Consider the following 12,968-nt stretch of genomic DNA (forward strand, 5'->3'; position numbering starts at 1 on the left):
AGCCCCCCCATGAAACGCCTGATTCCCCTGCTGCTCCTGCTGCCGGTGCTCGCCAGCGCCCAGGACCGAGGCGCGGTGGCCTTCAACAAGGCCTGCGCGCAATGCCACCAAGCCAGGACCCCGACGGAGAAGCAGCCGGTGGGGCCGCTCGGCGTGCGCAAGCCCGTGGGTCCCTACATGGACCAGGTGCTGGACAAGAAGACCCTGGCGGAGGTCCGCACGTGGGTGCAGTCCCCCCACATGATCAACCCGAAGACGGACTGCGACACGCGCCTGCTGCCCCGCGACGAGCTGGACGCCCTCACCAGCTACCTGTCCACCGTGGTGGTGGCCCCCGCGCCCCCCCGCCGGATGATGCTGCGCAAGCAGATGACGGAGCAGGTGGCGGCGCGCAAGGCGCGTGACAAGGCCGAGGCCGAAGCGAAGGCGAAGTCCCAGCCGAAGAACCAGGGGAAGCAGTGATGCGCACGCTCTTTCAACGAACCCTCACGGCGCTGGTGCTGGCGGTCGCGGCGCCCTCGCTGGTCCACGCGCAGCAGCTCTGCCAGGACGACCTGTCCAACGACAAGCAGGGCGCCTTCAAGCTGGGCCCTGACGGCCTCACCGTCGCCAACGACACCATCCTCCTGCGCAAGGACGGCCGGCTCCAGCTCAACACCAACCTCAAGAAGCTGGACTCGGAGAACATCACCTTCCCGTTCGACCAGACGGTCACCATCGACTACGTGTACGAGTCCGCCGGCGCGTCGCACTCGCTCGGCTACATGTACATGGAAGACGTGGTGAAGCGGGGCTACGCGGACAAGGACACCCACGAGCTGGTCGACCTGAACAACAACGGCATCCTCGACCTGCACGAGGCCATCTACAACCTGACGCCGGACGACGACCCTGTCCTGCCCATCAAGTACGTGGGCCTGTCGCGGCGCTGCAACAACACCTTCACGTCCGGGGGCAAGAAGTACAACGAGCCCGAGCTGGCGATGGGCGCCTGCGGCAGCACCTTCCGCCACGAAGACGACGTCACGGACGCGCGCCCGGGCCGCGGGCACTCCAGCGAATTCAACATCGAAGCGGACTGGGTGGGCGTCAACAACGTCAACGACGCCGCGGGCGACCGGGGGCTGTTCAACTACATCCCCAACCTGCTCGAGCCGAGAGTGCCGGAGAACGGCAACCTGGGCATTGGAAGAATGGTCTACCTGCTCGTGGACGACGACAGCGACCATACCGTCGCGCGCAACCTGGGCCCCGTCGCGGACGCCGACGACACCTTCAACGGCGTGCCCGACTACAACGTCTCCCAGTATGACTTCCGGGGCATCAAGCTCCCCGCGCCCATCAAGCCCCCTAACGATGCGCCGAAGTCAGAAAAGGACCAGTACGCCGCGGACAAGGACAACTACGAGAAGATCAACACCGGCGACCGCCGGGTGAACCTGGGCCTCGTCGCGGGTGGCAAGGAGATCATCTTCTTCGCCGTCGTCTACTACGACGCCCGCCACAACACGGACAACGACACGGTCGCCCCCTGCCTCAAGCGCAAGCCCTATACGGGCGACCCCGTCGAGGACGGCAAGTGCCTGTTGCACCTTCAGACGTCCGTCTCCGTGTTCTTCTCCAAGGCCACCTGGAACCTGGACCAGAACTTCAAGGCGCCCACGAACAACGTGGTGGCGGAGCGCAACATCGGCTGCAAGTACTCCGAGAGCTGCAACTCCCCCACGGACGGGTCCGCCTGCAAGATTGACGGCACGAGCCCGGTCAAGAAGGCCTGCGGCTGGCTGGAGGAGGACACGCTCAACCGCCTGGACTCGCCTGCCTACAAGAACCTGAAGATGCCCATGGAAGGCGTGGTCGTGCCGGTTCCGGGCAAGGACATCACCGACCCGGTGAAGGCCGCCGCCATGGCCAGCATGAACTACATGCCCCACGTCATCGTGGGCGCGCCCACCACGGACCCCTTCCGGTGGATCCTCGGCTTCGAGGACCTCAACGGCGGCGGTGACCGCGACTTCAACGACATCGTGTTCATGATCAACAAGGAGAACGGCGGTGGCGCCAAGTCCACCACCATCACCTCGGACGTCATGAGCGACACGGGCGACAAGCTGGGCCCGAACTTCACCATCACCAAGGTCCGCTTCCGCCGCCAGGACGACGTCGCCCCGTACGCGACCCCGGGCAACCCGCCCACGAACATCCGCAACAAGTCCTCCTGCAACCTGGTGGAGGATCCGTCCTGCAAGCCCGCCCCTGCCTGCACGAAGGCGCCCTGCTGGACCGAGGAGGTCGCGGGTGCCTGCACCGCGAGCGGCGTGAAGCCCACCATCACCTATTCCATCGCCGTGGACTGCCGCGTGCTGAACGCCGCGGGCATCTACGAGAAGAACGAAAACCCCACGTGGGTGCCGGTGCCGCTCAACAACGACAAGCAGTACCCCGACCAGGAGGTGGAGATCGACATCCTGGCGCTGGGCCTCACCGGGTCGCAGCTGTGCTGGAAGGTGGACATCAGCAGCCCCAGCGAGCTGTGCCGTCCCATCATCGACGAGGTCGACATCGGCTACCAGGCGGTGCGCTCCGGCTCCTACGCGCGCTCCAGCCCCAGCACCCTGGGCAACGTCGCGGTCTGGGGCGTGAACGAGACGCCGGGCCAGAACTGGGGCAAGGGATGGAGCGCCACCGAGGGCAGCCTGCCTCCGGCCGGCACGCGCGCCTATGACGGCGCCAAGGACTTCACCATCCGCGGCCGCCTGTACATGCAGTCGCTCTACGAGCCGGGGGTCGCCAAGACCGACCCGAAGCTGCGCTGGGAAGCCGGCCGCGTGATGGCGCTGTCGCTGGCCGCCTCCGCTCGCAAGCTCTACACGATGAATGGCTCGGGGGCCCGCACGGAGGTCAGTGACGTGGCCGCGTTGGGCAACACGCTGCTGCCTGCCTCCTACTGCAACACGTACAGCGAGATTGACGGCCGCTACCTGTACGACATGAACAACGACAGCACCTGCACCGTCACCGCGCAGGCGGATCCCGCCGCCAACCCCTACAGCGACCGCCAGTTCCTCGTCGACTGGCTGTATGGGTACGACAACAAGCGGACCTCGCAGTTCCGCCCCTGGGCCTTCGGCGGCATCAACCTCTCCACCGTGGCGGTGGCGGTGCCCCCGTACCAGGACAACTGGTACCAGAACGCGAAGGGCACCGAGCGCGACACCTACCGCAAGAACTTCATGACGCCCCTCCAGGAGCGCAGCACGAAGGCCTTCGTGGGGACGATGTCGGGCGTGCTGCACGCCTTCGACGCGGGTGAGTTCCGCAACGCCCTGAACGACGACTGCGTGGCGGAGCCCCAGTTCCGCGGCTACTTCCTCCCGAAGTCGTGCCCTCCCGACAAGACCAAGGCGATCCGCGAGTACGGGACCGGCGAGGAAGAGTTCGCCTACATGCCGTACCTGATGCTGGATCAGTACCGCAACCAGTACGTGCGCTTCCGCGGCTCGGGCACCCTGCCCAAGCCGCAGATGGACGCCTCGCCCAGCATCGCCAACGTGGACCTGGGTGACCGCAACGACTGGAACGACAACATCAAGTACACCTGGACGCCCGCGGACACGGCGCAGAAGCAGCAGGGCGCCAAGACGGTGCTCGTCTCCGCCACGGGCAAGACCAGCCCGGTGGTCTTCGCGCTGGACATCACGGATCCCACGAAGACGGACCGGTACCCGCTGCCCATGTGGGAGTTCAGCCTGGCGAACACGGACGTGGCGTCCGCCTTCACCCAGGCCGTGAAGGACGACAAGACCGGCACCGTGAAGCTGCCGGACAACTCGGGCTCCCGGCACGCGCCTACGGTGGGGCGCATCTCCTGGGGCTCCGCGCAGGACAAGGACCGGCGCTGGGTGGCGGTGGTGGGCACCGACTACGACCCGGGCGAGGCGCGCGCGGGCGCCATCTACATCCTCGACATGAAGACGGGGAAGCCGCTCGAGTACGGCAGCGGCAAGTACGCGGGCGTCGTCACCTTCGAGCAGGGCTCGGGCATCGCGGCGGAGACGGCGATGCTGGACCTGGACCAGGACGGCTCCTACGACGTCCTGTACGTGCCCACCACGGCCGGCAGCGTGTGGCGCGTCAACCTCAAGGACGTGAGCACCTCGCGGAAGCTGGGCAGCCAGGTGCAGAAGTGCATGGTGGCCCACGCGGCGTCCGCGCTGGAGGGCCGCGCGGATGCGAGCCAGACGCAGCTGGACCTGCAGGAGCTCTACTCCAACATCGCGGTGAAGCTGGTCGCGACGGATGCGGGCCCGGCGGTGCGCTTCTACTTCGGCACCAGCGACAGCCCCGACAAGTACACGGACGGCTACCTCCCGGATGTCCAGAACCCCCTGAACCCCACGTACCAGTACCACCTGCTCGCCTTCGAGGACCCGGACCCCACGGGCAAGAACGGGTGCACGGAGCTCAAGCCCCTGTGGGTGCAGAAGATGAGCCCGGGCCAGAAGCTGTGGGGCGGCGTGGCGCTCAGCTCGGACAACATCTACGCGGCGACCGCGGTGGGCACGGCGGCGGACATCTGCAGCCTGAACGCGGACGCGAAGGGTGAGGCCTACATGGCCAGCCAGTCGAGCGGCGCGCTTGTCGGTGGTGTGGCGAGCGAGCTGGACGGCCACGCCATCTCCGCGCCGGTGGTCCACGACGAGCACCTCTTCGTGCTGACGGCCACGGGTAAGATGAAGGTCAAGGGCGGAGAGGACTGGAACAACAAGGCGGGCACGAGCGGCGTGCCGCGCTCGCAGATCATGTTGTGGGAACCGCTGCCTGACGGGAGACTGCCGCAATGAAGCAGCGCGCCTCACGGGGTGTCACCCTGCTGGAAGTCATGGCCACCATGGCCGTCATGCTGCTGGGAGTCGCAGCGGCGATGACCGTGGTGAGCCAGACGACCCGCTCCAATCGCCGGACCCTGACCGCCAACCAGGCGCAGATCATCGCGGAGCAGACCCTGGAGAACATCCTTCAGCGGGGCTGCCAGGGTTCGGTGACGTGCGAGACGGCGTCGAACGAAACCTTCGACGTGTACCAGACGTCGGAGGGGTTCCAACGGGAGACGGCCCCCGTGGATCCGAACATCGTCGCGCGCAAGTACACGGTGACCGTGGACGTGGACAACTCCGTGGTCCCCGGCAGCATCGAGGATGGCAAGGCGGGCGAGCCGGCCATCACCCGCCCGCTCGTGGGGACCACGACGGGCACGCTCGTGAACGTGCGGGTCACCGTGGCCTGGGATGAGCCGGGCATCCGCGAGGGCCAGCAGATGGTGGTCCTCCAGAGTCGAATGGCGCCATGAAACCGTCCTCCCTCCGCAGCCGGGGCTTCACGCTCCTTGAAGTGATGATCGCCAGCGCCATCGGGGTCATCGTGCTCACCACGGGGCTGGTGGTGGGCGCCCAGATGCAGAAGCGCGCCCTGTTCGAGGAACAGACGATGACCGCCCAGGTCACCGGGCGGGCCGTGAAGGATCAGATCACCCTGGACGTGTCCCGCGCGGGCACCGGCATGGGCAACACGCCCATCTCCTTCGCGAACGACGACGAGCGCTCGGCCATCACGGTCTGGTCCAAGCCGGACCTGACGACGGGCATCGGGACCACGCTGGGCGCGGACGCGACGGACTACGCGCCGCCGCCCGCGGGGTTCCCGGCGTCGGACGCCCTCCAGCTCTACTGGGGGGACACGAACGGGATGCTCACCCTGAGGACCTGCGACACGCTGTCGCGGATCCGCGAGGAGGAGACCACCACGGCGGGCACCTTCTGCACGCGCCCGAATCCCTCGACGGCGCTGGCGGATCCCGCCACCCCCACGCTGGCCGTGATCGCCAGCGGCGGCAACAAGAAGGCCTGTCCCGTCCTGGTGGACAGCGTGCAGGAGGCCTCCGGGAAGCTCGTCATCAAGGGGCCGACCCCCGAGGTCCCGCGCTCGGATGTCTGCGCCGGCAAGGACCTGTGGACGAAGGCGTCCGGGGACGTCGAGAACTGGGTGGCCCTGCGGCTGAGCGGCGCGGCCTACCGGGTGAACTGGAAGGGCGGCATCCCCACCCTGGAGTACCGCGCCCCGAACCAGGAGGACTGGTCGGTGTTGAGCCGTGACGTGGAGCAGCTCACCGTGCGCGAGGGCGTCGTCAATCTCGCCAATCCCCTGAACACGCTGGACTGGTATCCCAGCGACGTGCCCTCGGGCACCCCGCGTCCGGCCATCTCCGACTGCGACGTGGGCAAGTACACCCTGGGCTCCTGCAAGACGGACGACATCGCCGTCGGGGGGAGTCTCCTTCCGGCCGCGACCACGAAGGAAGAGGTCATCAAGCGCCTCCGCCAGCGGGTGCGTGAGCTGGAGGTGACGCTGGTCATCCGCACGCGGCGCATCAACCGCGACGCGGACACCACGGGCACGGATGAAGAGGGACAGGCGAAGGACGGCTACACGCGCCGTCGCTACACGTTCCGCGTCGCGGCGCGCAACATGACCGTGGGCCTGACCCGGCCCCCTTCGGCTCCGGTGACACCATGAAGCAGACGCGTGGCATGACGTTGTTGGAGATACTGACCGCGCTGGCGGTGGTGTCCGTCTTCATCGCCCTGGCGGTGGGGGGGCTGCAGGGGCGCATTGGCGGGCAGCGCGAGAGCATGGCCACGCGCGAGCTGTGGTCGGGCGCGCTGCGAGCGCGCCAGCTGGCCATCAGCACCAGCCAGCCCGTGCGCATCGTGGTGGAGAACGACGTCGACCTGCCGGATGGCACGCGGCGCACCGTGGCCCGCTGGGAACAGCTGAAGTGCGGCAGTGACCTGGCCAACCCGGACGAGTGGTCCATGAACGAGTGTCCCAGCACGGCCTGCGTGGACAAGACCTGCCGCACCACGCCCGACTGCTGCAGCTCCACGGGGCCGGACATCGTCATCCCGGACAGCATGACCGCGACGGACATCAACAACCTGTGCTTCCTGCCGGGGTCCGGCCGGCCGGTGTTGAACAAGATGGACTGCATGCAGGGGCAGCTGGGACAGGCCGCCCTCGTCGCCGCCGCGGCGCCGAAGGACCACCAGATCCAGTTCCGGTTCACCTCCGGCCGCCCCAAGAGCGTGCTGATGGTGGAGCCTCTGACGGGCCTGTCCAGCGTGATGGATTGCGACTCGGTGGCCGCCACCACCACGGACACCACCCGGCGGGACCTCCGGCTGGCGAACGCCTGCGCCGAGCCCTGAGCGGGCCTGCCGCGCGCCCGGGGACCTTCCCGTGTCCCGGGCGCGCGTGAGCCTCCCCGCCCAGCGGCCGTCCCGCTGTCCCCCCTGGACACGACAGGTGTCCGCATCCAGCGTTGATTTGGGAGAGGGCGCACCCTAATTAGCCGAGGGCCCCACACGGGCCCTCGAATGGATACCTCTCTCCCCCCGAAGACCGACGGCACGTCCTGGCCCGGCGGCGCCCCCTCCTCCAGTGATGCCTTTGCCCGGCTCCTCGCCTCCCTGCGCGCGGGGCACCGTGCGCGGACGCAGGGGGTGAAGGGCGCGGCGCGCGGCCACCTGCTCGCCCGCCTGCACCGTGAGCTGCGCGCCCCGCTGGTGTGCGTGGCCGTGGATGAAGAAGCGGCGGACGCGCTCGCGCACGACCTGGCCTTCTTCCTGGGCGGCACCGGCAGCCTGCTGGAGCCCCGCGTGCTGCGGCTGCCCGCGGACGAGGTGCTCCCGTACGACGAGCTGTCGCCGGAGGCAGGCCCCATCACGGAGCGCCTGGGCGCGCTGTTCCACCTGGCGCGCGGCACGCCGTTCCCCGCGCTGGTGCTGTCCGTGCGCGCGCTGCACCGCCGCGTGCTGCCGCTGGGGGTGATGGAGGGGCTGGCCCAGCGCGTGGAGGTGGGCCAGGACTTCGACCGCGACTCGCTGGCGCGGAAGCTGGCGTTGATGGGCTACCAGAACAGCCCGCTGGTGGAGGACAAGGGCACCTTCAGCGTGCGCGGCGGCCTGCTGGACGTCTTCAGCCCGCTGTACGAGCGGCCGGTGCGCCTGGAGTTCTTCGGGGACACCATCGAGTCCATCCGCGTCTTCGACCCGGAGTCGCAGCGCACGGTGGACGCGCTCAAGACGGTGGACCTGGTGCCCGCGCGCGAGCTGCTGCTCACCGACGACACCCGCCCGCGCGCCGAGGCCGCCGCCCGCGCGGTGGCGGACCGCATCAACCTGCCCACCATCAAGCTGCGCGAGCGGCTGGACGCGCTCCGCGAAGGGCTGCCCGGCTTTGGCCTGGAGGGGCTCCTGCCCGGCTTCTTCGAGGGCGGGCTGGCCTCGGTGTTCGACTATCTGCGCGCGTGGGCCCCGGAGCCCGTCGTCTACCTGGACGACCCGGTGGGCCTGGACCGCGCGCTGGAGGAGCTGTCGGCGGAGCTGGCGAAGGGCGTGGAGGAGGCGGACGCGCGCCAGGACCTCACCTATCCGCCGGAGCACCACTTCCTCACGCGCGAGGGTGTGGCGGAGGGCCTCGAGGCCCTGCGCGTGGTGGAGGGCGGAGGCCTGTCGCTCACGCAGTCCGAAGTGCCCGTGGCCTTCACCTTCGGCACGACGCAGGACCTGCGCGAGGCCATCCTCGCGCACCACGGTGAGGAGGGCGCGCTCACCCCGCTGGTGGAGCGGCTGCAGCGCTGGCGCGACACCGGCGTGGCGTGCGCGGTGGCGTGCGGCACGCTCAGCCAGGCGGACCGGCTGAAGCGGCTGCTGTTGGACCGCTCCGTGATGGTGAAGGTGCACACGGAGCCCATGCAGGACGCGGCGAAGCTCTACGAGCCGGCGGTGTGGGCGCACCTGTTCACCGGCGAGGTGAGCCACGGCTTCATCGACCCGGAAGGCCGGCTGGCGGTGCTCGCGGACGAGGAGATCTTCGGCGTCCGCTCCCGCCGCCGCGTCAAGCGCAGCAAGAAGCTGGACGCGTTCGCCGCGGGCTTCAAGGACCTGAAGGAGGGCGACCTCATCGTCCACACCGACTTCGGCATCGGGCGCTACGCGGGCCTGACGAAGATGGAGGTGCAGGGCGTGCCGGGGGACTTCCTCGTCCTGGAGTACGCGGGGCGGGACAAGATCTACCTGCCGGTGGGCCGCATGCGGCTCATCCAGAAGTTCACCGGCGGCGACCCGGAGAAGGTCCAGCTGGACAAGCTGGGCACGACGAGCTGGGAGAAGACGAAGAAGCGCGTCAAGGAGCAGCTGCTCAAGATGGCGGCGGAGCTCCTGCAGATGGCCGCCGCGCGCAAGGCGCACCCGGGCTATGCGTTCGCGCCGCCGGACCGCTACTTCGCCCAGTTCGAGGCGGACTTCGAGTTCGACGAGACGCCGGACCAGGCGAAGGCCATCGAGGATGTGCTCGCGGACATGCAGAAGGCGCAGCCCATGGACCGGCTCGTCTGCGGCGACGTGGGCTACGGCAAGACGGAGGTGGCGATGCGCGCCGCCTTCAAGGCCACGTTGGACCGCAAGCAGGTGGCGGTGCTGGTGCCCACCACGGTGCTGGCGCAGCAGCACTTCCACTCCTTCAAGAAGCGCTTCAAGGACTACCCCGTCACGGTGGAGGTCATCTCCGGCATCCGCAAGCCGCCGGAGATCCGCGACATCCTCCGCCGCGCCAAGGAGGGCAAGGTCGACATCGTCATCGGCACGCACAAGCTGCTGGCGGGCGAGGTGGCCTTCAAGGACCTGGGGCTTTTGGTGGTGGACGAGGAGCAGCGCTTCGGCGTGAAGCAGAAGGAGGCGCTCAAGCGGCTGCGCACGCAGGTGGACGTGCTGACGCTGACGGCGACGCCCATCCCCCGCACGCTGCACATGAGCATGTCCGGCGTGCGCGACATGAGCATCATCGCCACGCCGCCGCAGGACCGCCGGGCCATCCGCACCTTCGTGATGAAGTACGACGAGGCCGTCATCAAGGAGGCCGTGGAGCGCGAGATTGCCCGCGGGGGCCAGGTCTTCTTCGTGCACAACCGCGTGGAGTCCCTGCCGTCCATGGAGCAGGAGCTGAAGAAGCTCCTGCCGAACGTCTCCATCGGCGTGGCGCACGGCCAGATGGGCGAGGGGCAGCTGGAGAAGGTGATGCTCCAGTTCACGGAGCACAAGTTCCAGGTGCTCCTGTGCACCAGCATCATCGAGAGCGGCATCGACATCTCCAGCGCCAACACGATGATCGTCAACCGCGCGGACCAGTTCGGTCTGGCGCAGCTCTACCAGCTGCGCGGGCGCGTGGGCCGCAGCAAGGAGCGCGCGTACGCGTACCTGCTGGTGCCCACCCGCCGTCCGGTGACGAAGGACGCGCAGCGGCGCCTGGAGGTGCTCCAGAACTTCACGGAGCTGGGCGCGGGATTCTCCATCGCCAGCCACGACCTGGAGATCCGCGGCGCGGGCAACCTGCTGGGTGAGAAGCAGTCCGGCGCCATCGCGGAGATCGGCTTCGACCTGTACGCGCAGCTGATGGAGGAGGCGGTGGCGGAGCTGCAGGGCCAGCCGCCCAAGGTGCACGTGGAGCCGGACATCAACCTGCCCATGCCGGCGCTCATCCCCGACGACTACGTGGCGGACGTGCACCAGCGGCTGGTGTTCTACAAGCGCTTCAGCCAGGCCAGCCACCCGGACGAGGTGACGGACCTGCGCGCGGAGCTGGTGGACCGCTACGGCGAGGCGCCCGACGAGGTGGATGCCCTGTCCGAGGTGACGCTCCTGAAGATAGACATGCGCGAGCTGCGGCTGCGCGCGCTGGAGGGGGGCCCGGCCCGGCTGTCGCTGGCGCTGGGCGGCGACGCGCTCCTGGACGGCGCGAAGGTGGCGGGGCTGGTGCAGCGCTCCAAGGGCTTCTACCGGCTGACGCCGGACATGAAGCTCATCGCCCGCGTGCCCCCGGAGGTGAAGGGGCACGCCCTGCTGGCGGAGGCGCACAAGCTGCTGCGCGACGTGGGCACCTGCGCGCTGCCCCGGCACTGACGCACGTCCGGGGACTTGAGATAGGCTGGCCGCCGAATGGCGATTGAGAAGGCGCTGCTGCTCATCGCGGACATCGGCGGCTACACCCGCTTCATGCGGCAGCACCGCTTCGGTCTCGCGCACGCCCAGGACACGGTGGCCCAGCTGCTGGAAGCCGTCATCGACGCGTCCGGGCGGTTCAAGCTGGCGAAGCTCGAAGGTGACGCGGCCTTCTTCTACGCCGTGGGCGAGGACACCTCGCCGGTCGCGAAGCAGGTGGCGGCCATCCGCCGTGCCTTCCTGGAGCGCCGGGAACAGCTGGTCATCGACCGCATGTGCAAGTGCGACGGGTGCACGCAGGTGGGCAACCTGACGCTCAAGTTCGTGGCCCACGCCGGGGAGGTCGCCTTCCAGAAGGTGAAGCACCTCACGGAGCTGGCGGGGGTGGACGTCATCCTCCTGCACCGGATGCTGAAGAACGACGTGCCCATCTCCGAGTACGTCCTGATGACAGACGCGGTGCACCAGCAGCTGGAGCCGGAGCTGCGTCAGCTCAGCCAGGGGCTGGAGCACGACTTCGAGGGCATGGGCCGCACGGCGACCCACTACATCGACCTGGGCTCGCTGGTGACGAGCGTGCCCGCGCCGCGCCCCAACCTGCCGCGCAAGCTGTGGAACAAGCTGAGGCTGGAGCTGCGGTCGCTGAAGTACGTGCTCGGCTTCAAGGAGGCGTGTCAGGGCTTCCGCAACGTCGAAGTCATCGACGCGCCAAAGCCCTGAAGCGCCGCGCCTTCAGCCGCCCGTGCAGAAGCGCGCGACGGCCTGCGTGAGCGCGGCCTCGCAGCGCACCAGGTCCTCCATGGGGACGAACTCGCCCGTCTGGTGCGCGACGCGGATGTCGCCGGGGCCGAACACCACGGCCTCCGCGCCCAGCTCCGTGAGCTGCGGGGCCTCCGTGCCGAAGGACACCGTTTCGGACGCGTTGCCGCTGACCTGCTCCAGGAAGCGCACCACGTCCGCGTCGCCGCGCGTGTGGACGCCGCGGTCCATGCGCAGGACCTTGATGCGCGCCTCGTAGGCGGGCTCGTCGCGCGTGAGCTCCTGGCGGATGTGCTCCATCATCTCCGGGACGCGCTCGGCGGCCTGGCCGGGGATGGGGCGCCATTCGACGGTGAAGCGGCAGGAGCCGGGCAGGACGTTCTTCGCCTTGCCGCCCTGGATGAGGCCCACGTTCACGGTGGTGAAGGGCGGCTGGAAGCCCTCGTCGCGGTCCTCGCGGAGGACGGTGTTCGCCAGCGCCTCCAGCCGGTGCAGGAAGCGGCCGGCGCGGAAGATGGCGGACGCGCCCAGCTCCGGGTACGCGCTGTGCCCTTCCTTGCCCAGCACCTCCACCTCCGCCAGGCAGTAGCCCTTGTTGGCGCGCACGGGGATGAGGCGCGTGGGCTCTCCGACGATGGCGTGCCGCGCGCGGCCCAGGCCGGCGGACACCAGCTTCTTCGCGCCCACGAGGCCGACCTCTTCATCCGCGGTGAGGATGACGAGCAGGGGCGCGTCCAGCTTCGGCAGGTCCTTGCGCGTGGCGGTGTGCAGCGCGCAGGCGATGAAGCCCTTGGTGTCACAGGCGCCGCGGCCGTACAGCTTGCCGTCGCGCTCCGTGAGGCGCAGCGCGTCCGTCCAGGCGGCGTCATAGGGCACGCAGTCGGAGTGGCCCACCAGCGCCAGCGCTGCACGGTCCGCGTCACCCTTGCGGGCGACGAGGTTCACCTTCGCCACGCCCGCGTCGTCGGTGTAGTGCTGGCGCTCGGCGGTGAAGCCCGCGGCCTCCAGGCGCGCCTGGGCGTAGTCGATGAGGGGCGCGTTGGGGCGCGAGGACGTGGTGTCCAGCGCCACCAGTTCCGCCAGGGTGGCCCGCAGCGCGGGCAGCGTGTCGCTCATGGGATGGCCTCCAGTCAGGCCACCTCCATGCCACCGCCC

The 12,968-nt window shown here is 69.0% G+C and carries 8 protein-coding genes; 7 read left to right on the forward strand and 1 reads right to left on the reverse strand.

All coding sequences use genetic code 11. The features are described from left to right. Positions 1-9 precede the first annotated feature (9 nt). The 7 genes from D7W82_RS04530 (at position 10) to D7W82_RS04560 (ending at position 11,774) form a co-directional block, all read left to right on the forward strand. On the forward strand, positions 10-462 hold the full coding sequence (locus D7W82_RS04530; RefSeq protein ID WP_120617144.1) for a c-type cytochrome: 453 nt from the start codon (positions 10-12) through the stop codon (positions 460-462). Then, the gene (locus tag D7W82_RS04535; RefSeq protein ID WP_120617145.1) at positions 462-4,844 is read left to right on the forward strand and encodes a DUF4114 domain-containing protein; all 4,383 of its coding nucleotides are present in this window, start codon (positions 462-464) and stop codon (positions 4,842-4,844) included. Before D7W82_RS04530 ends, D7W82_RS04535 begins: the two co-directional genes overlap by 1 nt. Next, the gene (locus D7W82_RS04540) at positions 4,841-5,350 is read left to right on the forward strand and encodes a prepilin-type N-terminal cleavage/methylation domain-containing protein (RefSeq protein ID WP_120617146.1); all 510 of its coding nucleotides are present in this window, start codon (positions 4,841-4,843) and stop codon (positions 5,348-5,350) included. The genes D7W82_RS04535 and D7W82_RS04540 overlap by 4 nt, the downstream gene beginning before the upstream one ends. Beyond that, positions 5,347-6,573, forward strand: coding sequence for a PilW family protein (locus D7W82_RS04545; protein ID WP_120617147.1), 1,227 nt, complete (start codon positions 5,347-5,349; stop codon positions 6,571-6,573). The genes D7W82_RS04540 and D7W82_RS04545 overlap by 4 nt, the downstream gene beginning before the upstream one ends. Further along, complete coding sequence (locus D7W82_RS04550) at positions 6,570-7,265, forward strand: Tfp pilus assembly protein FimT/FimU (protein ID WP_120617148.1); 696 nt, start codon at positions 6,570-6,572, stop codon at positions 7,263-7,265. Before D7W82_RS04545 ends, D7W82_RS04550 begins: the two co-directional genes overlap by 4 nt. A 168-nt stretch (positions 7,266-7,433) precedes the next feature. Further along, complete coding sequence (gene mfd, locus D7W82_RS04555; RefSeq protein ID WP_120617149.1) at positions 7,434-11,015, forward strand: transcription-repair coupling factor; 3,582 nt, start codon at positions 7,434-7,436, stop codon at positions 11,013-11,015. A 36-nt stretch (positions 11,016-11,051) separates the two neighbouring features. Next, positions 11,052-11,774: a DUF2652 domain-containing protein gene (locus D7W82_RS04560; protein WP_120617150.1), complete on the forward strand. Its 723-nt coding sequence runs from the start codon at positions 11,052-11,054 to the stop codon at positions 11,772-11,774. A gap of 12 nt (positions 11,775-11,786) precedes the next feature. Here D7W82_RS04560 and argE read toward each other — a convergent pair whose 3' ends face one another. Then, positions 11,787-12,929 (reverse strand): acetylornithine deacetylase, encoded by a 1,143-nt coding sequence (gene argE, locus D7W82_RS04565; RefSeq protein ID WP_120617151.1) that lies wholly within the window; start codon positions 12,927-12,929, stop codon positions 11,787-11,789. Positions 12,930-12,968: the final 39 nt, after the last annotated feature.

Origin of the sequence: Corallococcus sp. CA049B (assembly GCF_003611685.1) — a bacterium.
GTDB classification, from domain to species: domain Bacteria; phylum Myxococcota; class Myxococcia; order Myxococcales; family Myxococcaceae; genus Corallococcus; species Corallococcus coralloides.